27 protein-coding genes are annotated in these 21,625 nt (G+C 45.5%); 23 read left to right on the top strand and 4 right to left on the bottom strand.

Going from position 1 to position 21,625, the window contains the following annotated elements; translation table 11 throughout:
* Window positions 1-2 precede the first annotated feature (2 nt).
* The 6 genes from ICN37_RS08935 to ICN37_RS08910 are packed head-to-tail and all read left to right on the top strand — an operon-like array spanning window position 3 to window position 5,557.
* Window positions 3-812, top strand: coding sequence for an SPOR domain-containing protein (locus tag ICN37_RS08935; RefSeq protein WP_216156810.1), 810 nt, complete (start codon window positions 3-5; stop codon window positions 810-812).
* Window positions 812-1,378 (top strand): CvpA family protein, encoded by a 567-nt coding sequence (locus ICN37_RS08930; protein WP_215321919.1) that lies wholly within the window; start codon window positions 812-814, stop codon window positions 1,376-1,378. The genes ICN37_RS08935 and ICN37_RS08930 overlap by 1 nt, the downstream gene beginning before the upstream one ends.
* 4 nt (window positions 1,379-1,382) lie before the next feature.
* Window positions 1,383-2,921, top strand: a complete 1,539-nt coding sequence (gene purF / locus ICN37_RS08925; RefSeq protein WP_216156807.1) for an amidophosphoribosyltransferase — start codon at window positions 1,383-1,385, stop codon at window positions 2,919-2,921.
* Window positions 2,922-2,981: 60 nt separating this feature from the next.
* On the top strand, window positions 2,982-4,190 hold the full coding sequence (locus tag ICN37_RS08920; RefSeq protein WP_216156803.1) for an O-succinylhomoserine sulfhydrylase: 1,209 nt from the start codon (window positions 2,982-2,984) through the stop codon (window positions 4,188-4,190).
* Window positions 4,191-4,212: 22 nt separating this feature from the next.
* Complete coding sequence (locus ICN37_RS08915; RefSeq protein ID WP_216156800.1) at window positions 4,213-4,830, top strand: bifunctional 2-polyprenyl-6-hydroxyphenol methylase/3-demethylubiquinol 3-O-methyltransferase UbiG; 618 nt, start codon at window positions 4,213-4,215, stop codon at window positions 4,828-4,830.
* A 10-nt stretch (window positions 4,831-4,840) separates the two neighbouring features.
* Window positions 4,841-5,557 carry a Crp/Fnr family transcriptional regulator gene (locus ICN37_RS08910; protein WP_216156797.1) on the top strand — a complete coding sequence of 239 codons (717 nt, stop codon included), beginning with the start codon at window positions 4,841-4,843 and terminating at the stop codon, window positions 5,555-5,557.
* Window positions 5,558-5,606: 49 nt separating this feature from the next.
* Here ICN37_RS08910 and ICN37_RS11705 read toward each other — a convergent pair whose 3' ends face one another.
* Genes ICN37_RS11705 through modB form a run of 3 tightly spaced genes read right to left on the bottom strand, consistent with a single transcriptional unit; the run spans window position 5,607 to window position 7,467 of the window.
* Complete coding sequence (locus tag ICN37_RS11705; RefSeq protein WP_216157674.1) at window positions 5,607-5,699, bottom strand: IS3 family transposase; 93 nt, start codon at window positions 5,697-5,699, stop codon at window positions 5,607-5,609.
* A 2-nt stretch (window positions 5,700-5,701) separates the two neighbouring features.
* Window positions 5,702-6,814 carry an ABC transporter ATP-binding protein gene (locus ICN37_RS08900; protein ID WP_216156794.1) on the bottom strand — a complete coding sequence of 371 codons (1,113 nt, stop codon included), beginning with the start codon at window positions 6,812-6,814 and terminating at the stop codon, window positions 5,702-5,704.
* Window positions 6,814-7,467: a molybdate ABC transporter permease subunit gene (modB, locus tag ICN37_RS08895; RefSeq protein ID WP_215321942.1), complete on the bottom strand. Its 654-nt coding sequence runs from the start codon at window positions 7,465-7,467 to the stop codon at window positions 6,814-6,816. Before modB ends, ICN37_RS08900 begins: the two co-directional genes overlap by 1 nt.
* A gap of 101 nt (window positions 7,468-7,568) precedes the next feature.
* Between modB and ICN37_RS08890 the strand changes: the two genes are divergently transcribed.
* The 17 genes from ICN37_RS08890 (at window position 7,569) to mnmH (ending at window position 20,370) form a co-directional block, all read left to right on the top strand.
* Window positions 7,569-7,910, top strand: a complete 342-nt coding sequence (locus tag ICN37_RS08890) for a metalloregulator ArsR/SmtB family transcription factor (RefSeq protein ID WP_216156792.1) — start codon at window positions 7,569-7,571, stop codon at window positions 7,908-7,910.
* 35 nt (window positions 7,911-7,945) lie between these two features.
* A complete protein-coding gene (soxC, locus tag ICN37_RS08885; protein WP_215271982.1) occupies window positions 7,946-9,346 on the top strand; it encodes a sulfite dehydrogenase in 1,401 nt (466 codons plus the stop codon).
* On the top strand, window positions 9,330-10,421 hold the full coding sequence (locus ICN37_RS08880) for a c-type cytochrome (protein WP_215321944.1): 1,092 nt from the start codon (window positions 9,330-9,332) through the stop codon (window positions 10,419-10,421). Before soxC ends, ICN37_RS08880 begins: the two co-directional genes overlap by 17 nt.
* Before the next feature lie 83 nt (window positions 10,422-10,504).
* The gene (gene soxY, locus ICN37_RS08875) at window positions 10,505-10,957 is read left to right on the top strand and encodes a thiosulfate oxidation carrier protein SoxY (RefSeq protein WP_215271984.1); all 453 of its coding nucleotides are present in this window, start codon (window positions 10,505-10,507) and stop codon (window positions 10,955-10,957) included.
* Window positions 10,958-11,013: 56 nt separating this feature from the next.
* Window positions 11,014-11,322: a thiosulfate oxidation carrier complex protein SoxZ gene (gene soxZ / locus ICN37_RS08870; protein WP_215271985.1), complete on the top strand. Its 309-nt coding sequence runs from the start codon at window positions 11,014-11,016 to the stop codon at window positions 11,320-11,322.
* Between the two features lie 34 nt (window positions 11,323-11,356).
* Window positions 11,357-12,196 (top strand): sulfur oxidation c-type cytochrome SoxA, encoded by an 840-nt coding sequence (soxA, locus tag ICN37_RS08865; protein ID WP_215271986.1) that lies wholly within the window; start codon window positions 11,357-11,359, stop codon window positions 12,194-12,196.
* 18 nt (window positions 12,197-12,214) lie between these two features.
* The gene (gene soxX / locus ICN37_RS08860; protein WP_215271987.1) at window positions 12,215-12,820 is read left to right on the top strand and encodes a sulfur oxidation c-type cytochrome SoxX; all 606 of its coding nucleotides are present in this window, start codon (window positions 12,215-12,217) and stop codon (window positions 12,818-12,820) included.
* Window positions 12,821-12,865: 45 nt separating this feature from the next.
* Window positions 12,866-14,596, top strand: coding sequence for a thiosulfohydrolase SoxB (soxB, locus tag ICN37_RS08855; protein ID WP_215271988.1), 1,731 nt, complete (start codon window positions 12,866-12,868; stop codon window positions 14,594-14,596).
* 29 nt (window positions 14,597-14,625) lie between these two features.
* Window positions 14,626-15,063, top strand: a complete 438-nt coding sequence (locus ICN37_RS08850; protein ID WP_215321950.1) for a DsrE family protein — start codon at window positions 14,626-14,628, stop codon at window positions 15,061-15,063.
* A 61-nt stretch (window positions 15,064-15,124) separates the two neighbouring features.
* Window positions 15,125-16,027: an MBL fold metallo-hydrolase gene (locus ICN37_RS08845; protein ID WP_255538506.1), complete on the top strand. Its 903-nt coding sequence runs from the start codon at window positions 15,125-15,127 to the stop codon at window positions 16,025-16,027.
* Between the two features lie 58 nt (window positions 16,028-16,085).
* Window positions 16,086-16,403, top strand: a complete 318-nt coding sequence (locus ICN37_RS08840; RefSeq protein ID WP_215321951.1) for a hypothetical protein — start codon at window positions 16,086-16,088, stop codon at window positions 16,401-16,403.
* 20 nt (window positions 16,404-16,423) lie between these two features.
* A complete protein-coding gene (locus ICN37_RS08835) occupies window positions 16,424-17,545 on the top strand; it encodes a YeeE/YedE family protein (RefSeq protein WP_216156786.1) in 1,122 nt (373 codons plus the stop codon).
* Window positions 17,546-17,569: 24 nt separating this feature from the next.
* A complete protein-coding gene (locus ICN37_RS08830) occupies window positions 17,570-18,007 on the top strand; it encodes a YeeE/YedE family protein (RefSeq protein WP_215321953.1) in 438 nt (145 codons plus the stop codon).
* A gap of 1 nt (window position 18,008) precedes the next feature.
* Entirely contained in the window at window positions 18,009-18,449 is a 441-nt protein-coding gene (locus ICN37_RS08825; RefSeq protein ID WP_216156783.1) for a YeeE/YedE family protein, read from the top strand.
* Between the two features lie 60 nt (window positions 18,450-18,509).
* On the top strand, window positions 18,510-18,854 hold the full coding sequence (locus ICN37_RS08820) for a TIGR01244 family sulfur transferase (RefSeq protein WP_215321955.1): 345 nt from the start codon (window positions 18,510-18,512) through the stop codon (window positions 18,852-18,854).
* A gap of 16 nt (window positions 18,855-18,870) precedes the next feature.
* Window positions 18,871-19,290, top strand: a complete 420-nt coding sequence (locus tag ICN37_RS08815; protein WP_215321956.1) for a thioesterase family protein — start codon at window positions 18,871-18,873, stop codon at window positions 19,288-19,290.
* A 6-nt stretch (window positions 19,291-19,296) separates the two neighbouring features.
* On the top strand, window positions 19,297-20,370 hold the full coding sequence (gene mnmH / locus ICN37_RS08810) for a tRNA 2-selenouridine(34) synthase MnmH (protein ID WP_216156779.1): 1,074 nt from the start codon (window positions 19,297-19,299) through the stop codon (window positions 20,368-20,370).
* Here the strand turns inward: mnmH and ICN37_RS08805 are convergent.
* On the bottom strand, window positions 20,367-21,551 hold the full coding sequence (locus ICN37_RS08805) for an acyl-CoA dehydrogenase (RefSeq protein WP_215363379.1): 1,185 nt from the start codon (window positions 21,549-21,551) through the stop codon (window positions 20,367-20,369). The two genes, mnmH and ICN37_RS08805, sit on opposite strands and share 4 nt — an antisense overlap.
* Window positions 21,552-21,625: the final 74 nt, after the last annotated feature.

Raw genomic sequence — 21,625 nt, 5'->3', positions numbered from 1 at the left:
CCATGATTCGTTTACCAAGCTTTTTTAAGCGAAAAACCCAGTCCGATGACCTTGAAATAGGTTCAAGGGGTAGTCGCACCGCCAAACGAGTAGCCCCACGTAGTTTTCAGCGCGCAGCAGAAGCTGAAGAACTTGCCCTCACAGAAGATCCAGAGCAGCAAAGAGCGCGTCATCGTCTGATTGGTGCTGCCGTCCTCGTATTAATTGCTGTTATTGGCTTGCCTCGTATTTTGGATAGCAAACCAAAAGCATCATCTAACGATATCGCAGTAAATATTGTTACCAGCTTACCTATTCCCGGTACAGAGCCTAAGGCCGAAGAAAAACCTAAGGCCGAAGCTCCTGTTGAGCCTGCTAAAGAAGCTCCCAAGGTCGCCGCCGCACCTGCGCCAGAAGCAAAAGTAGAAGCTAAGCCCGAAGCCAAGGTGGAAACTAAACCAGCAGTGCCTGCAGTAAATAAATCGGGCACATTAGGCTTGGCTGCGGGTGAAGAGGTTGTTGCTGCGGCAAGTCCTAAAGCCGACACAAAACCTAGAACAGCTGACGTACCTAAGTCAAGCACTTCAGGTTCAGGTAAGTACATTATTCAGATTGGTGCTTTTGCATCCGAGGCTAATGTAAAGGCCTTGTCCGCAAGACTCAAAAATCAAAACATTCCGAGTTATACCTTGAGTAAGGCGGGTGTCGATGGTGGCAAGATTTTCCTTGTACGAGCAGGACCCTTTGCTGATAAAGACGTCGCAGAAGCAGCGGAAAAGAAAATTAAGGCGATGGGTCTTACACCAAGACTCGTCGAGTCTGGTAAACAGTAATGGAATACTTGTCCACCCTCAAGCTAACATCGGTGGATTACTTCACCCTAGTTGTGCTCTTGGTTTCTGCCTTAGTTGGCATCTCTCGCGGTTTATTTAAAGAGGTCCTTGCTTTAGCTTCTTGGTTCGCCGCAGCTTGGGTTGCTTATCACTACAGTAACTACCTCTCAACCGAGTGGCTCTCGACATTTCATCTGGATGAATTACTGAGTCTTGGCTTGAGTTTCATCATATTGTTTGTATTAACCCTCATCATCTGTGGTTTGTTTGGTGGGGTAGTGCAGAAGATTATTTTGTCAGTGGGTCTTAGTCTCACAGACCGCTTCTTGGGTTTAATATTTGGCGTGATCCGTGGTGGCTTGGTCATAGTAGTGTTGGCTACTCTAGCGGCACTCACACCCATCCCGCAAAGTATGGCTTGGAAGAACGCCATTACCAGACCAGCAATTGATATGGCAACCGGTTTAATTAAAGGTTGGCTACCTGCCGACTGGGCTAAGCAATTGGGTGATGCAATGCCTAAAGTTAGCCCTACCATTACTCCTAAATTAACAATAGGAATCTAGAGATATGTGCGGCGTCGTCGGAACTGTTTCCCACTCACCAGTAAATCAACTTCTCTATGATGCGCTGCTGCTTTTGCAGCATCGCGGACAGGATGCGGCAGGTATTGCAACGATGAACGGTAATTCATTCACGATGCATAAAGCCAATGGCTTGGTACGAGATGTGTTTAGAACTCGCAATATGCGTAGCTTGGTTGGGAACGCTGGTATTGGCCAAGTGCGCTACCCAACTGCAGGCTCTGCAAGTAGTGAAGAAGAGGCGCAACCTTTCTATGTGAGTGCACCTTACGGCATTATCTTGGCGCATAACGGTAATCTAACAAATGCTCCAAGCTTACGTGTTGAGATGGCTTATCGCGATCGTCGTCACATCAACACCAGTTCTGATACTGAAGTATTGCTTAACGTATTGGCTGACGAACTTCAAAAAGAAACCAATAGTGCAGCCCTGGATGAGGGCGCGATGTTTAACGCTGTGACTGGTGTAACCAATCGCGTTAAAGGGTCTTATGCAGTAGTTTCTTTAATAGCGGGTTATGGCTTATTAGCCTTCCGTGATCAGTATGGCATTCGTCCGCTGTGTATTGGCCGTATCGATACTCCTCAGGGCCCTGAGTGGATGATTGCATCTGAGTCTGTAGCGCTTGAAGGTCTAGGCTTTACGTTTGTGCGCGACGTTCATCCAGGTGAAGCAATTTATATTGACTTGGACGGCAATTTCTATTCACGTCAATGTGTGCCGAATGCAATGTTAACGCCTTGCATTTTTGAGTATGTCTATATGGCCCGTCCAGACTCAACGATTGACGGTGTGACCGTCTACAACGTGCGTATGCGTATGGGCGATTACTTGGCTGAGAAGATCCGCAAAGAGACTAATGTCGATGAAATTGATGTAGTGATGCCGATTCCGGATTCCAGTCGTCCAGCAGCTATGCAAGTAGCAAAGAAATTGGGCGTGGATTACCGTGAAGGCTTCTTTAAGAACCGTTATATCGGTCGTACATTTATCATGCCAGGCCAAGCCGTTCGTAAGAAATCTGTTCGTCAAAAACTCAATGCTATGCGCATTGAGTTCAAAGATAAGACGGTCTTGATTGTGGATGACTCTATCGTTCGTGGCACTACCTCATTTGAGATTGTGCAGATGGCTCGTGAATCCGGTGCCAAGAAAGTGATCTTTGCATCTGCTGCGCCGCCAGTGCGCTTCCCCAACGTCTACGGTATTGATATGCCAACCCGTAGCGAATTGGTTGCCTATGGTCGTACCGATGAAGAGATTAATAAGATGATTGGTGCCGATCAGTTGATCTATCAAAGTATTGAAGATATGAAGCAGGCGGTAAGAGATGTTAATCCGGATATTAAGAACTTTGAGGCCTCTTGCTTTGATGGCTTCTACGTAACTGGCGATATCACCGAGTCCTATCTAGATGCTTTGGAGGCCGCTAGAAATACCTCTGACGCGAAGGCAGACCGCCAAAAGGATTCGAGCGATTTCGCCCGTTCACAACTCCACCTGCATTTGGCCACCGAAGACTAAAAAGCGACAGGATTTTGCCTCGCTCGAGGCAAAATCATGATTCGGTGTCAAAATAGCAGCATGAAGAGCAAAACTATACGTAAAAAACCCGATTTTTCTAAGCTTGCGCTCGAGACCTTAGCTGTTCGCGCTGGTACTCGTCGCACCGCTGAATACCAAGAACATTCAGAGGCGATGTTTCTAACATCAAGCTTTTGTTTTGATAGTGCAGAGTTAGCAGCCGATGGTTTTGCGCATGCTGACCAAGGCTTTATCTATTCTCGCTTTACCAATCCAACCGTGAGCATGTTTCAAGATCGCTTGGCTGCTTTAGAGGGTGGTGAGGCTTGTATTGCTACCGCTTCCGGAATGTCTGCCATTCTTACAATGGCAATGGCGCATTTACAAGCAGGTGATCACGTGGTTTGCTCGCGCTCGGTATTTGGTGCAACGATTCAGTTGTTCACTAATATCTTGGGCCGCTTTGGCATTACAACCACTTATGCTGATTTGGCTGATACCAAGTCATGGCAGGCCGCCGTTCAGCCAAATACTAAGCTGTTCTACCTTGAGACACCTTCCAATCCGTTGACTGAGATTGCTGATATCAGAGCGATTTCAAAGATTGCTAAAAAAGCAGGCGCCTTATTTGCGGTGGATAACTGCTTCTGTACACCTGCTTTGCAAAAACCATTAGCACTTGGTGCTGATGTCGTGATTCATTCGGCAACAAAGTACTTGGATGGACAGGGTCGAGTGGTCGGCGGAGCAATTGTGGGTAGCAAAGATTTCATCATGGGTAAAGTATTCCCCTATGTGCGTACCGCAGGCCCAACGCTATCTGCATTCAATGCTTGGGTATTCCTCAAGGGCTTGGAGACTTTAGAACTTCGCATGAGGCAACAGAGTCAGAATGCACTCGCCTTGGCTCAATGGCTTGAGAAGCAATCTGGAGTGGAGCGCGTTTACCATCCTGGCCTGAAATCGCATCCTCAACATGCGTTGGCAATGCGCCAGCAAAAAGAGGGTGGGGCGATTGTGTCTTTCACCTTGAAGGGTGGCAAGAAGGCTGCGTTCAAGCTCATCAATCAAACAAAGCTTTGCTCGATTACTGCAAACTTAGGCGACACTCGCACAACTATTACACATCCTGCTACAACAACACATTGCCGTGTCACGCCTGAGGCTCGTAAAGCCGCCGGTATTTCTGATGGCTTGGTGCGTATTGCTGTTGGCCTTGAAAACATCAACGACTTAAAGAACGACCTCGTTGGCGGACTCAAAAAATAATCAAGTACATCAGGATAGGTCTATGAGTTTCGCGGATGCCACCCAGTTCTGGAACGAACGCTTCGACAAGAAAGAGTTTATTTTTGGTAAAGAGCCTAATGAGTATCTCGTTGAGAAAACAAAGCAATACCTAAAGCCCAAAGATAAGGTTTTATGTATTGCTGACGGCGAAGGTCGCAACGGCGTCTGGCTTGCCAAGCAAGGCATGCAAGTTTTTGGCTTTGATGCGTCTGATGTCGCGCTTGCTAAAGCAAAGCAGTTTGCTAAAGATAATCAAGTGCAAGTTGAGTATTCCTTCTCTGATACCGATAGCTATGCGTGGCAAGAAAATACTTATGACGCAGTGATTGGTATCTTCATTCAGTTTGCTGATCCAGTAATGCGCGCTAGAATTTTTGAGCAAGCCTATAAGGCGACAAAGCCTGGTGGCCTCTTCATCCTTCAGGGCTATACCCCTAAACAACTGGATTACAAAACCGGCGGCCCATCATTAATAGAGCATCTCTATACAGAAGAAATGATTCGAGATCTCGCTAAAGACTTTGAAATACTCGAGCTTGTAAGTTACGAGAAAGAACTTTCTGAAGGTCCAAGGCACACTGGCATGTCTGCAATATTAGGATTGGTTGCTAAGAAGTGATTGCTTTCCTATGAAGACTATTGAAATTAAAAGTGCATGGCAGGGTAATAGTGATTGCAATGCATGCTCTATTCGCAGCTCTGCATTGTTTGCCGAATTGAATGAGGAAGACTTTTCTAAAATTCATTCACCAATTGATGATTTACGTTTCGAAGCAAATGCAGGGATTTACACGCAGGGAAATTCTGCTGAGCATTTATTTACCTTGCGTGAGGGTTATATAAAGCTATTGCATATCAATTCCGATGGCTCAACTAGAATAGTCCGATTAGTAATGCCGGGTGATTTGTTTGGTATGGAGGCTTTGTTGGGTAAGAGTTATACCCATTCTGCTGCAGCTTTATCCAATATCCACCTGTGCCGCATACCAAAAGCCATTATTTCCAGCTTGGGTGAAGAGTCTCCACGCTTACATCGCCAAATTGTAAAAAAATGGGGTGAAGCCCTGACTCAGTCGGAGTCATGGTTTTCTGAAATCAATACCGGAAGAATTGAGGCGCGTTTAGCGAGATTTTTCTTGCGAATTGCCAAGATCTCAGGTGATATGGCAGTTGCGCCACTCTTTAAAAGAGAGGATATGGGCCTAATGATGGACGTGAAGTTTGAAACTATTAGTAGAGCCCTTGCTTCTATGGCGGAACAGGGCTTAATTTCCAATATCGGAAAGTTAAGCATTCAAATTCCGAGTATAAAAAATCTTGAAAGTTTTTCTCAAGCCGGCGTTTGAAAATAAAAGAACTTCTTTGTTGGCTTACTAGGGGGGGCGATTGAGTTCGTTATTGCGTTGGGCTCAATCCCTTTAGTTTTTGTTTGATTCGAGCATGGTTGTACTGGTGGATGTATTTCTTAAATTCTGTTTTCCTTAAAATCTCTAGTTGCCATCAACAAAACGTCTGGGATCATTGATTGGTCGTAACGGCATGATGTGAATTTGATTGCCATTTAATTCAATATACATTTGGCTGCCAACTTCCATATTCAATCTTTTCACTTCAGATGCTGATGCAACCCATTCAATTTTATGTATGCTATTTTGAATTTGTAGTTGGATCACCGCAATTTGGCCTAAGACACTAATCTCTGCAGCAATCGCTGGAGTGCTGGTCAAGGTTGGTGCGTTATGGATACTCAAACCATCTTGCGGAATCACCCATGCTACTTGGGCATTGGCGGGGATTTTGCCTTTATCGGCCACGGAAAAGGTTTTATCGCAGCCATCCCAAGTGAGATTGCCCGCATTAAATATCCCATGAAATAAATTGCTAATGCCAACCAACTCGGCTACACGCGAGTTTCTAGGTCTTTGAAATAGCACTTGGGGCGCTGCCGTTTGTAAGCTGATACCGTTATCAATCACGGTAATACGGTCGGCAAGCAGATCGGCCTCACGCAAATCATGTGTAACCAACACAATCGGAATGTTTAAATCCTTGCGTAAATCAGCAAGAGTTTTATATAGACCTTTTCGCGTTGGCGCATCAACAGCGGAAAATGGTTCGTCTAACAATAAGATCTTTGGCTGTCGTGCCAATGCGCGAGCAAGTGCTACGCGTTGCTGTTGTCCGCCCGAGAGTTGGTGTGGAAAACGATGGGCAAGTTCAGCAATGCCCATGCGACCTAGCCAGTCCTGAGCAAGGGCTTTACGTTCAGCCACCTTATGTGCAGAATTCTGTAAAGGGATGAGAACATTCTCAAGCGCGGATAGATGCGGGAAGAGAGCGTATTGCTGAAATAAAAATCCACAAGAACGTTGCGCGGGAGACAGGTTCTGTATTACTCCTGCAAGTTCATTGGCCTCAAACCAGGTCTCACCATCACATTCAATTTTTCCAATCTTAGCTTGGCTGAGGCCGGCAATCGTTCTCAGAGTGCTGGTTTTGCCGCTACCAGATGGCCCCACAAGAGCATGCAATTGACCGGCTGCACATTCCAGCGTAATTTGCAGAGGGTTAGGGAGTGCTTGGCTTATTTTGAGTTTAAGCATCAGCCCCTCCGTTGGCGCTGTTGGGAGACGCTTTTGCCAAAAACACCATATGAAAGGGCAATTGCAATCAGAGATATACCTAGCAGCAATAAGGCCAGTGCGCCGGCGCCTGAGGTATCAAAACTTTGCACTTTGTCGTAGATCGCAATCGATACTGTTTTGGTTTCTCCGGGGATTGCGCCCCCAACCATGAGGATGACCCCAAATTCACCTAGGGTATGAGCAAAGGTCAGCACTGCGGCACTGGTAATGCCTCTCCATGCCAGTGGAAGCTCAATCAAGCGAAAAATTTGCCAATTGGATAGGCCGCTGACTTGGGCGGCCTCAATAATTTCCGGGTTGATAGCTTCAAATGCGCGCTGAATCGGCTGTATTGCAAAAGGCAGGTTGACTATGAGGGAGGCAATGAGGATTCCGGCAAAGGAAAACACCAGTGGAATGCCTAAAAAAGTCTTTCCGCCCAAGCCAACCAAAAGGTAATAGCCCAAAACAGTGGGAGGTAAAACGAGTGGCAGGGCTAGGGCAGCTTCCACCCAGGGTTTGCTTCTATTAAGGCCTAAGAGGCTATGGGCAACCCAAACTCCAAATGGAAGGATGAGGACCAGGGTCCAAAGCGCCAGCTTAAGCGAGAGAAGGATTGCATCCGTATCCATGGCTTGATTGTATTGCTAAGCAATGTAGGGTATCTCACTATACCGATTTACCTGCTTAAAGGGTCAAATATATGCGTATACATGCATATATTAAAAGGCTAGTGAAATTGAGGGTAAAGGTTCAAAAGGCGACAAAAAACTTATCTCCAAAACAGATGGAGAAGGTATTTGCGCATGTGGCTGCTTATTTCAATGTTCTATCTGAGCCCGCACGTTTACGCATCATGTATGCAGTCTGTAGCGGTGAAAAATCCGTCTCTGAGGTTGTAGAGATGTGTGGCACAAGCCAGGCCAATGTTTCGAGACATTTATTGGCGCTTCATAAAGCTGGAATTCTAATGCGCCGCAAAGAGGGTGTAACGGTTTATTACTCGATTGCGGATAACGCAACCGTAGAGATGTGTCAGACAGTCTGCGCAAAGATTGCTGAAAGCATTCATTAAGTTTTGCAGTAAATCACTTTTCAAGTAGAGGTCAAATGACTAAGAAGCAGATTGAATTAAGTGCCGAGGATATCTCGGCGGTTGAGAAGCCGGCTAATAGAGCTCGCTTGGTGAAAGCGCCCGAGCACTTTATCTCTCAGAAGTTAATTGCCGATATCAATTCAAATGGACTAGATGAGACCCGTCGCGGCTTCTTGCGTAAGGGCTTTTTATCAGCCATTGGTGGTGCAGCTGCTGGCCTGGCTGCCCCAATGGCTTTTGCTGCTGGAGAAGGCGATCCCGCAATTCTTGAAAAGCAAGAGTGGCAAACCACTTTAGGTAAAAACGTTGCCACCATGCCATATGGCGTGCCATCAATTTACGAATCTAACCTCATTCGTCGTGAATCACCTGGATTAACGCGTGTATCTGCAGCATCTGTTGCATTTACTCCGCTGCAAGGATTATTCGGCACTATTACCCCGAATGGTTTGCACTTTGAGCGTCATCACCAAGGTTGGTACAACATCAACCCTGAAACCCATCGCCTCATGGTGAACGGTTTGGTGAAGAACGCTCGCGTCTTTACGATGAATGATTTAATGAGATTGCCTTCAGTTTCTCGCACCCACTTCATTGAGTGCGGTGCTAATACTGGATTGGAGTGGGGTAACGTTGCGGTGCCAACCGTGCAATATACCCACGGCATGCTATCTTGCTGCGAATTCACAGGTGTACCTCTTAAGGTATTGCTTGAAGAATGCGGCGCAGATTTGAAAAAAGGCAAGTTCATGCTTGCCGAAGGTGGTGATGGTTCAGGCATGACGCGTACGATCAATCTTGAAAGCTGCTTAGAAGACGCAATCGTTGCCTGGAGTATGAATGGCGAAATGTTACGCCCGGAAAATGGCTTCCCATTGCGCCTAGTAGTTCCTGGCGTGCAGGGTGTCAGCTGGGTGAAGTGGTTGCGTCGCCTAGAGGTTGGCGATATGCCTTGGAATGCGAAAGATGAAGCCGTTCACTATATTGAGCTCATGCCAGATGGCATGCATCGTCAATACGCATCCATTCAAGAATGCAAATCGGTAATTACTACACCTTCTGGTGGCCAGCAATTGCTGGATAAAGGTTTTTATAACGTGAGCGGTATGGCTTGGTCTGGTCGCGGCAAGATTAAGCGTGTTGATGTTTCTTTCGATGGCGGTAATAACTGGCGTACTGCTCGTTTAGAGACGCCAATTCAAACCAAGTCTATAACTCGCTTCAATATTGATTGGGTATGGGATGGATCACCGGCAATATTGCAATCTAGAGCAGTGGATGACACTGGTTACATCCAGCCATCGATAAAGGTCTTGCGTGATGCACGAGGTAATCGATCTATTTATCACAATAATGCTATTCAGTCATGGAAGTTAGATTCAAACGGTGAGGTAAGCAATGTACAAGTCGGTTAATTTTATTGCTCGTTTGAGTCTGCTAAGTATTGCAGTATTAGCTGCCCAGATTTCGTTTGCACAAAGTACACAGGGCTCCGCTAAGTTTCCGGGTATTGGAAGAAATGCAACTCCTGCAGAAGTCATGGCTTGGGATATTGATGTGCGCCCAGACTTTAAAGGCTTACCAAAGGGATCTGGCTCTGTTGAGCAAGGTCAAGTAATTTGGGAATCTAAGTGCGCTAGCTGTCACGGTGTTTTTGGTGAGTCAAATGAGATCTTTACTCCGATTGCTGGTGGAACAACTGCTGATGACGTGAAGACTGGCAGGGTCGCCTCTTTGTTAGATCGTAAGCAGCCTCAGCGAACTACTTTGATGAAGGTGCCAACTGTATCAACATTGTGGGACTATATTTATCGTGCCATGCCTTGGAATGCGCCGAGATCACTTACCCCGGACAATACTTATGCGCTGGTGGCATATATTCTCAGCTTGGGTGAAATAGTCCCGGATGATTTTGTATTGAGTGATGCCAACATTGCCGAAGTCCAGAAAAAAATGCCTAATCGTAACGGCATGACTCGTAATCATGGTTTTTGGAGTGTTAACGGCAAGCCGGATGTTAATGGCTCTTCTTGCATGAACAATTGCGTGAAGTTTGTGCAAATTGGATCCACTCTTCCAGACTTCGCCAGAAATGCTCATGGCAATATTGCTGAGCAAAATCGCTTGTATGGCCCATATCGTGGTTCAGACTCCACCAAACCGCCTCTTGCTAAGTTGCCTGGAACGACGGGTGAGGGATTGGCCCATGCGTCCGATACTCATGCTTCCTCCAACAAGGGTCCAGCTGCGCTATTTAAGAATGAGAACTGTTCAGCATGTCACGCACCGAACGCCAAATTGGTTGGCCCATCCATTGCTGATATTGCAGTCAAATACCAGGGGCAGAGCGGTGCTTTGGATAAATTGATGGCTAAAGTTAAAAATGGTGGCTCAGGCGTATGGGGTTCAATTCCAATGCCGCCACAGTCGCAGTTATCGGATGAGGATCGCAAGGCTTTGGTTACCTGGGTGCTTTCTGGTGGTAAATAAATAAGATGTATCAGTACTAACCAGCATGCTTTATTGGTTAGCAGGTAATATATTCACGGTAAATGATTATTAAAGGAGTTTTTATGAATCAGCAGCGACGCAGTTTATTGAAATATTCAGCGGTTTTCGGTTTAATGGCTTCTGCGGGTCTCATTAGTGTGGCCCAAGCTCAAGAATGGAATAAAGCCGCATTTGAAGGCAAGAGTCTTGATGATGTATTTAAGATTCTAGGTGCAGGCAGTCCAGATAAGTCTAGCGCTGTTACTTTGAACGCCCCAGATATTGCAGAAAATGGTGCGGTAGTTCCGGTTGGAATTGTCACTACCCTTAAAGCAGAGCAAATGGCAATCTTGGTTGAGAAAAACCCAAGCGCCTTGGCTGCGCAGTTCTATATTCCTACAGGCACAGAGCCTTTTGTTACTACTCGTATCAAGATGGGTCAAACCTCTAATGTGTATGCCTTGGTAAAGGCTGATGGCAAATGGAGTATGGCTGTTAAAGAAGTGAAAGTAACCTTGGGTGGTTGCGGCGGTTAAGCACTCTCAATCCAATTAAATACCATTAATAAATTACTAGATTAAAAGAGGAACATATGTCTGATCCAATGCGCGTAAGAGCAGCCGAAAACGGCGGAATTGTGGATGTAAAAATTTTGATGAAGCACGATATGGAATCTGGTCAGCGTAAAGATGCTGCTGGCAAAGTGATTCCTGCATGGCACATCACTACTATCAATGTCAAAGCAAATGGTAAAGATGTTTTGAATGGTCAGTTTGGCCCTGCGGTCTCTAAGGACCCATTCTTGAACTTCAAATACAAGGGCGCCAAAGGCGACAAGATTGTTGTGAGCTGGATCGATAATAAAGGCGACAAACGTACTGATGAAGCCACTGCTTCTTAATATCAATACGAAAATATAACTAAAAAGGTTACCTATGAAGACACGCATCTATTGCGGACTCTTGGCGGCGGGTTTTTTTGTCCTCCTACAGGGCTGTACCAGTCCTGGAAAAAATGAAGATAAACCTGTCGTTGGCGGTAGCGCAGCAACTCAAGAGATTGAAAAATATCGTGCGATGCTTGCTGATGGTAACCCTTCTGATTTATATGAGGCAGCTGGTGAGGATATTTGGAAAAAGCCGATGGGCCCCAAAAATGTCTCACTTGAAAAGTGTGATTTGGGTATGGGGCCTGGTGTTGTTAAGGGTGCCTATACTCAATTACCAAAATACTTTAAAGACACAAACAAAGTTCAAGACCTTGAGTCACGCTTAATTACTTGTATGAGCAAAATGCAAGGTTATGACGCTAACGAAATCATTAAGGCTGGTTTTGGCAAAGGTAAGCGTAAAGATATTGAGGCTGTAGTTGCTTACGTTGTTGCTGAATCAAAAGGTATGCCAATTAATGTTGTTGTTAAGCACCCTAAAGAAAAGCAAGCCTTTGAGATGGGTAAACAATCCTTCTTCTATCAAGGCGGCCCAATGGATTTCTCATGCGCCTCATGTCATGGCTCTGACGGTAAGCGTATTCGCTTGCAGGATCTGCCTAATATCACGACACAAAAAGGTGCAGCAGCAGGTTGGGGTTCATGGCCGGCTTACAGGGTTTCAAGCGGAACTTTTTGGACGATGCAGCAGCGTTTAAATGACTGCTATCGTCAGCAGCGTTTCCCTGAGCCAATATATACCTCTGAAGATACCATTGCGGTTTCAATGTATATGGCTGTGACAGCCAAAGGTGGCGCTATGACTGCACCAGGACTGAAGCGTTAATCGCTGGAGATAAATAATATGAAAAATAAATTATCCTTACTGGCGTTAGCGCTATTTATATCCGCCGGTTTTGCTCATGCTGCAACGCCTTTTGAAAATATGATGTCCTCTAGTTTTGAGGCAAAAGGTCAGGCTGGTCTCGATCGTTTGGTGCAGGATCCTGCGCAGAAGTTTTGTTCTAACCCAGCCAACTTGGATGGCGGTGGCGATCTAAAGGTGAGGGAGAAGATTCAGAGCGAAAATATGGCTTCCATTAAGCAGCCATCTGATGGCAAGTACATTGGTAACTGGAAGAATGGGGAAAAGATTGCTCAAAGTGGTCGGGGAGCTACTTGGTCAGATAAAGCAGGTTCAGAAATTGGTGGCGGCTGCTATAACTGCCATCAAATTGATCCCAAGGAAATCTCCTATGGAAATATTGGGCCCTCTTTAACGGGTTATGGAAAAATGCGCGGCTACTCTAAAGAGGTTGTGGTCTATACATGGAATCGTATTAATAACTCCAAGGCCTATAACGTATGCAGTAATATGCCGCGTTTCGCTCATGCCAAACTTTTAAATGAGCAGCAGATTCAGGATGTCATGGCCTTGCTGCTTGATCCGGCCTCACCAGTTAATCAATAAAGTATAAAAACAGGCCGACAGGCCTGTTTTCACAAAGGGAATGTTATGTCTTTAAGTCGTCGCGATTTTCTGCAGGCCTTAGCTATTGCATCTGCAGGTGGAATGAGTTTGCAATCAAACTTTGTTAACGCACAAAGCACTGCGCAAAAATTTTATGACTTACCTAAATTTGGTAATGTTCACTTTTTGCACTTTACAGATTGCCATGCTCAACTATTGCCAATTTATTTCCGTGAGCCTAATGTAAACCTTGGTATCGGTGCGCAGGAAGGTAAGACCCCGCACTTGGTTGGCGAATATTTCTTGAAGGCAAATGGCATTGCACCAGGCACTCGTGATGCTCATGCCTTTACCTATTTAGACTATGTGGCTGCTGCTCAAAACTACGGCAAGATGGGTGGATTTGCTCATATGGCCACTTTAATTAAGCAAATGAAAGCCAATCGTCCTGGTGCTTTATTGCTAGATGGTGGGGATACTTGGCAGGGCTCAGGTACTGCACTTTGGACTAATGGTCAGGATATGGTTGATGCCGCTCTTGCTTTAGGTGTTGATGTGATGACTCCGCATTGGGAAATGACTCTTGGCGAAAAGCGCGTCATGGAAATCGTGAATGGCGACTTCAAGGGCAAAGTTTCATTTGTAGCGCAAAACATTAAAACAGCGGATTTCGGCGACTCAGTATTTAATCCCTATGTCATGAAAGTGCAGAACGGTATTCAGGTTGCCATTATTGGACAAGCATTCCCGTATACGCCCATTGCAAATCCCCGCTACTTCACTCCTGATTGGACCTTTGGTATTCAGGAAGAGAATATGCAAAAGACTATTGATGAGGTTAGATCAAAAGGCGCAAAGGTAGTGGTGCTTCTATCTCACAATGGCATGGATGTAGATTTGAAAATGGCCTCCCGCGTACGCGGACTAGATGCTATTTTGGGTGGGCACACCCATGATGGTGTGCCTATTCCGGTGAAGGTAAAGAATGCTGGTGGAGTAACTCTAGTTACCAATGCTGGGTCTAATAGTAAGTTCTTAGGAGTGCTGGATTTTGATGTGAAAGGTGGCAAGCCAGTAGATTTCCGCTATAAGCTATTCCCAATTTTCTCTAATATGATTCCAGCGGATCCAGCGATGAATAAGTTGATCGCTAAAGTCAGGGCTCCGTATGAAGCTAAGCTCAACGAGAAGTTAGCAACTACAGAGGGCCTCTTGTATCGCCGGGGTAACTTTAACGGTAGCTTTGATCAACTCATCTTGGATGGATTGATGGCACAGAAGAATGCAGAGATTGCCTTCTCTCCAGGCTTCCGTTGGGGTACCAGTCTATTGCCAGGTCAAGCGATCACGCGTGAGAATCTTTTAGATCAAACCGCGATCACCTACCCATACACTACTGTTACCAATATGAGTGGTGAAACAATTAAAACTATTCTTGAGGACGTCGCTGATAACTTGTTTAATCCTGATCCGTATTATCAGCAAGGTGGTGACATGGTCCGCGTCGGTGGAATGCAATACACCATTGATCCAGCACAAACCGCTGGTAAACGTATTTCTGATATGCGCTTAAATGGTAAGGCTATTGATGCAAACAAAACCTACAAAGTAGCTGGTTGGGCGCCAGTCAGTGAAGAGGCGAAAAATGCAGGAGGCGAAGCAATTTGGGATGTCATGGAGCGCCACTTGCGCGATGTCAAAGTTGTTAAAGCGGTTAAGCTCAATGAGCCAATCATTAAAGGTGTGTCAAATAATCCTGGCATGGCCCCAATTTAATTAGCCATATAACTACACGAGATCTAAGCATGAAAAAACTACTTTCTATTATTACTGCTTTAGCCCTGACATTGGGATTTTGCTCTGTCGTTTCAGCTCAATCATCTGGCCCTACCAAAGTGGTTTATCACATTGATGATGCAGAAACTCAAGGTCTAAAAGGCCTGCGCAATATTCGTAATCATTTGGATACAGCCCCAAATACCATCATCATCGTAGTGACTCATGCCAATGGAGTGGATATGTTGATGGAAGGCGCCAAGGATAAGAAAAATAATGTGGAGTATGCGCCATTAGTTGGAGCCCTTAAATCTCGTGGTGTGAAGTTTGAAGTGTGTGAGATCACTTTAAAGAATCGGAATTTGAAAAAAGATCAATTCACGCTGGATGCAGATTTCACACCATCAGGCGTGGTGCGAGTTGCCGACTTGCAATACAAAGATGGTTTTGCCTACATCAAGCCTTAAGTAATTTAGTATGAATTGTATTAAGAGTCTTGCGGGGATCCTTTTGGGGTTCCTTATCTTTTTGAGTTTTGCTTTTGGCCAAAGTAATCCTGCTGATCATATTCAGCTCAAACCTACCCAAGTCGCACCTCATACTTACTTTGTACAAGGTTTTCCAGAGATGGGGAGTAGTGCTAACCAAAACTTCATCTCCAATACTGGGTTTGTTATAACTCCAGATGGTGTGGTGGTGGTAGATGCTTTGGGATCGCCTATTCTTGCGCAAAAATTAATTGCGGAAATTAAAAAGATTACTCCGCAGAAAGTTGTCGCCATCATTGTGAGCCACTATCACGCAGATCATGTCTACGGTTTGCAAGAATTTAAAAAAATCGGTGCGAAGATTTATGCCCAAGGTGAGGGGCGAAATTATCTTTCTTCAGAAACAGCGAAGCAACGCTTAATTGCTTCAAGAACTGATTTTGCGCCCTGGGTAAATGCAAATACCAAACTCATTTCTGCTGATGTATGGATCGATCAAAAATTGAAATTGACGATTGGCGGCATTGATTTCTTTATCAGCAGAGTGGGGCCTGCTCATGCTCCTGAAGATTTGATGGTGTACGTTCCATCCGAAAAAGTGCTTTTCGCGGGTGATCTGGTGTTTAGGGGCCGCATTCCATTTGTTGGAAATGCAGATAGCAAGGGGTGGCTGGCGGCCTTGGATAAGATCGAAAAATTAAATCCCAATATCGTCATACCTGGTCATGGGGGTTATTCAGTTCATCCTGCCGAAGATATTGCCTTTACTAGGGGCTATTTGAAGTATTTGCGTGAGTCGATGTCTAAAGCAGCAATAAACCTGGATCCTTTTGAGGACGCCTATAAGCAAGCTGATTGGTCGGAATACGAAGGGATGCCGCTCTTTAGAGCTGCAAACCGCATGAATGCCTACAACGTCTACCTGTCTATCCAGGCGGAGTAGGGCAAATTCAGCCATTGGGCCTTAAAATAAAGGATTAATGCTAAATCCTTGATTTGTAATGAAAATGATTTTCCTTCGATCCTTTGTGCTAGCCGCATCCAGTGCGCTCATGAGTGCGCCTGTGCTGGCTACTCCGGATTTAGTAAATGGCAAAACTATTGATCAGCAAAAGTGCTACGCCTGCCACGCCAAGAAAACGGGCTTTGGAAATGGCGACATGATTTACACCCGCTCGGATGGCAAGGTGAAATCTCTGGCCGATTTAAAGAAGATGGTTTCACTCTGCAACGCAGAGCTTCGCCTTGACTTATTTCCCGAAGATGAAGCTGACGTTGCTACTTTTCTTAATCAACAATTTTATAAATTTAAACCTTAATTTTTCAAGACACGGTCACCATGGATGTTGTAGATATTAATTCTTTAAGTAAGTTAGTCCTTTGGGCAACTTTTGCCATTACCTTTTTCTTAGGTGCGGTCATGCAAAAGACTGGATTTTGTAGCATGGGCGCAGTGTCTGATGTTTTCATCATGTCCAGTTGGGATCGTTTAAAGCAGTGGTTCTTGGCTATTGGTGTTGCCATCATTGGTTTTACCCTGATGTCTTATTTCGGGTTGATTGACCCCCTGAAGAGTATGTATACCGGTAATAAATTCTTATGGCTCTCCACTATTGTGGGCAGCGTTATGTTTGGCTTCGGGATGGTGTTGGCCTCAGGCTGTGGCAGCAAAACATTAATTCGTATTGGTGGTGGTAATTTAAAGTCGATGATTGTCTTTATGGTGCTGGGTTTAACCGCCTATATGACATTGCGTGGGTTCTTGGGTGTAATTCGCATTAATACCCTAGATACTTTTTTCATAGCCTTTAATACCCCGCAAGACTTACCCAGTTTGTTAAGTGGGCCTCTCGGTATTGCACGCCCAACTCTTCATTTGGTCTTGGGCTTAATCATTGGTTCTGCTTTTATTGCATATGCTTTGGCAAGAAAGGCATTTTGGACTGCTGAAAATATCTTTGCGGGTATAGCTGTCGGATTGGCGATCTGTGCAGTATGGTTTGTATCTGGCAATCTTGGTTTTGTTGCTGAAGACCCAAATACTTTGGAAGAAGTGTTTTTAGTAACGAACTCTGGCCGTATGGAGAGCTTATCTTTTGTAGCCCCATATGCATATTCACTTGACTGGCTCATGATGTATAGCGATACGTCTAAAGTTTTAACCGTTGGCATCATGGCTGTTTTAGGAATGATTCTGGGTTCTGCGGCAGTCTCTATTGCAACGAAATCATTCCGTTGGGAATCTTTTCGCAATTCTGAGGACACAGCAAATCATTTAGTTGGCGCTGCATTAATGGGCTTTGGTGGCGTAACTGCTTTGGGTTGCACTGTAGGGCAGGGTTTGAGTGGCATTTCTACGCTTGCCCTTGGTTCAATACTGGCTTTACCAGGATTTATTTTTGGGGCTTATTTAGGCCTACGTTACTTGCAGGTACGTCTTGCCCCAAACCCTTGCAGCTAAGTTTATAAATTGATAGATTAAATAATGCAAATTGACTGGTTCTCCTTTACACCCATTCCTTCTTTATTGGGGGGAATGATTCTTGGGGTTGCTGCAGCTCTTTACGTATTGCTTCATGGGCGTATTCTAGGAATCAGTGGCATTGTTTCTGGCTTATTGCATCCCAAATTAACTGACACCGCATGGCGTCTGAGTTTGGTTTTGGGCTTGGTATCAGCTCCATTTATGGCGGCACTTTTTTTTGGAATATTCCCCGTTGTAGAGATTGAGTCTGATTGGATTGCGATTGTGATTGCAGGCATTTTGGTTGGCTTTGGGGCCCACTACGGTTCAGGCTGCACCAGCGGCCATGGGATATGCGGACTCTCGCGTTTATCTCCGCGCTCCCTCGTTGCCACTTGCGCCTTTATGTTTGCCGGCTTCGTGACCGTTTTTATTCTTCGTCATTTGATCGGAGTCTAAGATGAAAAAACATTTTGGCCTTTTCAGTCAGTATGCAATTGGTGTACTTTTTGGTTGGGGTTTAATCATCTCAGGCATGAGTAATCCCCAGAAGGTATTGGGCTTTTTGGATCTAACGGGTCTTTGGGATCCATCCTTAATGTTTGTAATGTTGGGTGCAGTAATGGTCGGGCTTGGCGGGTTTTATGTGGTCAGCAAGAGGACTGAAGCGTTTTTTGGTGGCGCCTTGCATATCCCAACCCGTAGAGATATCACGAGGCCCCTCGTTATTGGCAGCCTCATTTTTGGTGCGGGCTGGGGAATTGCTGGATTTTGCCCTGGCCCAGCCTTGGTTGCCTTGGGTGCTGGGCACCTGAAGGCCCTGGTATTTGTTGTTGCCATGCTTGTGGGTATGGAAATAAGCGAGCGTTTCTTCTCGGCTCATAAAAAGGCTTCCAGCTAAGTTCGATAAGCCTGATTTAAAATCAACCCTATTACGTCATTATTCAATGTAGAGGGTTTCATGAGTCTTCCTATTTCTTGCCATAGCGATCAGTTCGGTACCATCGGTCAGATCGACGCCAGTCATTTAGCTGAAATTGCAGCACAAGGTTACAAGAGCGTGATTAATAACCGTCCTGACGGTGAGGGCGGCCCAGATCAGCCAACCAATGCCAGCATTCAAGCTGAAGCAGAAAAGTTAGGTTTAAATTACGCCTACCTACCAGTTGTACCTAGTGCAATCAATGTTGATCAAGTAAGAGAGATGGCCCGTTTATTGAGGACCATGCCCGGACCGGTATTGGCATTTTGTCGCTCTGGTGCGCGCTCTACGAATCTGTATCAACTTGCATTGCAAGTGAAATAGGAAGTTACTGGCCGTCATGCGTATCGCCATCCCCGAAGAAAGAAAACTGGTTCATGAAATGATCATGCCCATTCGTTGGGGTGATATGGATGCGTATGGACATGTCAACAATACCGTGTACTTTCGGTATATGGAGCAGGCTCGCTGCGAATGGATTACATCTTTGGGCTATGACGTAGCTCCTGGTCGTGAGTCTATGTTGATGATTAATGGCTTTTGTAATTTCTTTCAACAACTCACTTACCCAGGCGAATTAATTCTAAAGACTTCCATTGGCGCTATTGGTAGAACAAGCCTGGATCTTTACACCAGTATGGCTTTAACTACCGATCCCGAAGTAGAGGCTGCTATTGGTGGTGCAACCATGGTTTGGGTAGATCTCACCACGAATAAGTCAGCGCCTTGGCCTGAGCATGTTTTACAACAGTTGCGCTAGTTAATTGTGCAACCGATTAATCCTCATATCTTAAGGTCTGATCAATTTTTATCTGAGCTAGATCAGTTTGATCTTGTGATTGATGTCAGGTCGCCAGCTGAATTCGCCCTTGATCATATTCCGGGTGCGGTAAATTACCCCGTTCTGAATAATGAAGAGCGCGTCACAATTGGTACGCTATATAAACAAGAGTCTCCTTTTGCAGCTAAAAAATTGGGTGCAGCTTTAGTCTCTAAGAATATTGCTGCACACTTAGAAAATCATTTTCTGGAGCTCCCACGTGAGTGGCGCCCATTAATTTATTGCTGGCGCGGTGGCGAACGTAGTGGGGCGTTTACCCATATTCTCAACCGCATTGGTTGGAAAGCCAAGCAGCTCGAGGGCGGGTATCAGGGCTTCAGAAGAACCGTGATTGATGGTCTTGCCCACGCCGCAACACAATTTACATTCCAGGTGATCTGTGGAATGACGGGTAGCGGCAAAACAAAAGTGTTGCAAGAGATCGGTGCTCTAGGTGCTCAGATTCTGGATCTAGAAGGCTTAGCCGTACACCGTGGATCCGTATTAGGTAATGAGCCTAATATCGAGCAGCCATCCCAAAAAGGCTTTGAGACTGCACTTTGGAATGCGTTACGTTTGCTCGATCCAGCTAAGCCTGTATTTGTGGAGTCTGAAAGCAAGAAGGTTGGCGGCTTGCATGTACCCGATGCTTTGATGGAAAAAATTCGTAATGGCAGCTGTATTGAGCTTCGATCTAGTACGCAGACGCGCGTCTCTTGGTTGATTCGTGAATACCATCACTTTTTAACCGATACCGATAATTTCAAACAGAAACTGGCTTTGCTTACTGCGCATTATGGGAAAGTACAAATCACCAAATGGAACGAAGCCATTGATGCGGGTAATTTTCCGGAGTTAGTGGAAGAGCTATTGGTAAAGCACTACGACCCTTCATATCAATCTTCAATCGTGCGCAATTTTCCTCAATACAAGATTGAAAATTTTGTGCAACTGGAAAATGATAGTGACGAGGCCTTTGCCAAAGCAGCAAAGGCCATCATCAGTAAGTCGGGCTCTTAGCTAAAAGCTTGAATACCGGTTTGCGCACGACCTAGAATCAAGGCGTGAATATCGTGAGTACCTTCATAGGTATTGACTACCTCAAGGTTCAGCATGTGACGTACAACGCCATACTCATCAGAGATGCCGTTACCACCATGCATATCGCGCGCCATACGCGCGATGTCTAATGACTTACCGCAAGAGTTGCGTTTCATGATGGAGGTGATTTCTGGAGCTGCAATACCTTCATCTTTCATGCGACCTAAACGGAGGCAGCCCTGGAGTCCCAGGGTGATTTCGGTTTGCATATCCGCTAATTTTTTCTGAATCAGCTGATTAGCAGCTAATGGTTTGCCAAACTGTTTGCGGTCCATGGTGTACTGGCGAGCAGCATACCAACACCATTCAGCGGCGCCTAGTGCACCCCAAGCAATGCCGTAACGAGCAGAGTTTAAGCAGGTGAAGGGACCTTTCAGGCCCTCAACTTCAGGGAATTCGTTTTCAGCTGGTACGAATACTTCATCCATAACGATTTCACCAGTGATAGAGGCACGTAGACCCATCTTGCCGCTAATTTTTGGAGCACTTAAACCCTTCATGCCCTTTTCTAGAATGTAACCACGAATGATGCCCTCATCATTTTTAGCCCACACTACAAATACATCAGCAATCGGAGAGTTGGAAATCCACATCTTCGAACCCGTTAATGAAAAACCGCCGGGCACTTTCTTAGCGCGCGTAATCATGCCGCCTGCATCAGAACCATAGTTTGGCTCCGTTAAACCAAAGCAACCAATCCATTCGCCGCTGGCTAATTTAGGGAGGTACTTTTGTTTTTGCGCTTCGCTACCAAATTCATTAATAGGAACCATGACTAAAGAAGACTGAACGCTCATCATGGAGCGATAGCCAGAATCTACGCGTTCAATCTCGCGCGCAATTAATCCGTAAGAGACATAGTTCAAGTTGGCTCCACCGTACTGCTCAGGAATCGTGATGCCTAAGAGACCAAGCTCACCCATTTCGCGGAAGATAGCTGGGTCGGTTGTTTCATTACGATAAGCATCGTGAATACGGGGCATCAGGCGTCCTTGAGCGTATTCAGCAGCCGCATCACGAATCATGCGCTCCTCTTCGGTTAGTTGAGTATCCAGAAGAAGGGGGTCCGCCCAGTTAAAGCTGGCCTTACTTTTGCTCATTGCTTTGTCATCCTATATTTCATTTTGTCTTGATTTTTAGCTGCTCCCTGCGAATTTTCAGGAATACAGATATT

It is taken from the genome of Polynucleobacter sp. P1-05-14, from assembly GCF_018881675.1.
Lineage (GTDB): Bacteria > Pseudomonadota > Gammaproteobacteria > Burkholderiales > Burkholderiaceae > Polynucleobacter.
This window is presented reverse-complemented; position numbering and strand designations above follow the sequence as displayed.

Excerpts from the sequence above, each read along its gene's own strand:
- ICN37_RS08935 (WP_216156810.1), top strand. The coding sequence starts at position 3 with ATGATTCGTTTACCAAGCTTTTTTAAGCGAAAAACCCAGTCCGATGAC.
- ICN37_RS08930 (WP_215321919.1), top strand. The coding sequence starts at position 812 with ATGGAATACTTGTCCACCCTCAAGCTAACATCGGTGGATTACTTCACC.
- purF (WP_216156807.1), top strand. The coding sequence starts at position 1,383 with ATGTGCGGCGTCGTCGGAACTGTTTCCCACTCACCAGTAAATCAACTT.
- ICN37_RS08920 (WP_216156803.1), top strand. The coding sequence starts at position 2,982 with ATGAAGAGCAAAACTATACGTAAAAAACCCGATTTTTCTAAGCTTGCG.
- ICN37_RS08915 (WP_216156800.1), top strand. The coding sequence starts at position 4,213 with ATGAGTTTCGCGGATGCCACCCAGTTCTGGAACGAACGCTTCGACAAG.
- ICN37_RS08910 (WP_216156797.1), top strand. The coding sequence starts at position 4,841 with ATGAAGACTATTGAAATTAAAAGTGCATGGCAGGGTAATAGTGATTGC.
- ICN37_RS08900 (WP_216156794.1), bottom strand. The coding sequence starts at position 6,814 with ATGCTTAAACTCAAAATAAGCCAAGCACTCCCTAACCCTCTGCAAATT.
- modB (WP_215321942.1), bottom strand. The coding sequence starts at position 7,467 with ATGGATACGGATGCAATCCTTCTCTCGCTTAAGCTGGCGCTTTGGACC.
- soxC (WP_215271982.1), top strand. The coding sequence starts at position 7,946 with ATGACTAAGAAGCAGATTGAATTAAGTGCCGAGGATATCTCGGCGGTT.
- ICN37_RS08880 (WP_215321944.1), top strand. The coding sequence starts at position 9,330 with ATGTACAAGTCGGTTAATTTTATTGCTCGTTTGAGTCTGCTAAGTATT.
- soxY (WP_215271984.1), top strand. The coding sequence starts at position 10,505 with ATGAATCAGCAGCGACGCAGTTTATTGAAATATTCAGCGGTTTTCGGT.
- soxZ (WP_215271985.1), top strand. The coding sequence starts at position 11,014 with ATGTCTGATCCAATGCGCGTAAGAGCAGCCGAAAACGGCGGAATTGTG.
- soxA (WP_215271986.1), top strand. The coding sequence starts at position 11,357 with ATGAAGACACGCATCTATTGCGGACTCTTGGCGGCGGGTTTTTTTGTC.
- soxX (WP_215271987.1), top strand. The coding sequence starts at position 12,215 with ATGAAAAATAAATTATCCTTACTGGCGTTAGCGCTATTTATATCCGCC.
- soxB (WP_215271988.1), top strand. The coding sequence starts at position 12,866 with ATGTCTTTAAGTCGTCGCGATTTTCTGCAGGCCTTAGCTATTGCATCT.
- ICN37_RS08850 (WP_215321950.1), top strand. The coding sequence starts at position 14,626 with ATGAAAAAACTACTTTCTATTATTACTGCTTTAGCCCTGACATTGGGA.
- ICN37_RS08840 (WP_215321951.1), top strand. The coding sequence starts at position 16,086 with ATGAAAATGATTTTCCTTCGATCCTTTGTGCTAGCCGCATCCAGTGCG.
- ICN37_RS08835 (WP_216156786.1), top strand. The coding sequence starts at position 16,424 with ATGGATGTTGTAGATATTAATTCTTTAAGTAAGTTAGTCCTTTGGGCA.
- ICN37_RS08830 (WP_215321953.1), top strand. The coding sequence starts at position 17,570 with ATGCAAATTGACTGGTTCTCCTTTACACCCATTCCTTCTTTATTGGGG.
- ICN37_RS08825 (WP_216156783.1), top strand. The coding sequence starts at position 18,009 with ATGAAAAAACATTTTGGCCTTTTCAGTCAGTATGCAATTGGTGTACTT.
- ICN37_RS08820 (WP_215321955.1), top strand. The coding sequence starts at position 18,510 with ATGAGTCTTCCTATTTCTTGCCATAGCGATCAGTTCGGTACCATCGGT.
- ICN37_RS08815 (WP_215321956.1), top strand. The coding sequence starts at position 18,871 with ATGCGTATCGCCATCCCCGAAGAAAGAAAACTGGTTCATGAAATGATC.
- ICN37_RS08805 (WP_215363379.1), bottom strand. The coding sequence starts at position 21,551 with ATGAGCAAAAGTAAGGCCAGCTTTAACTGGGCGGACCCCCTTCTTCTG.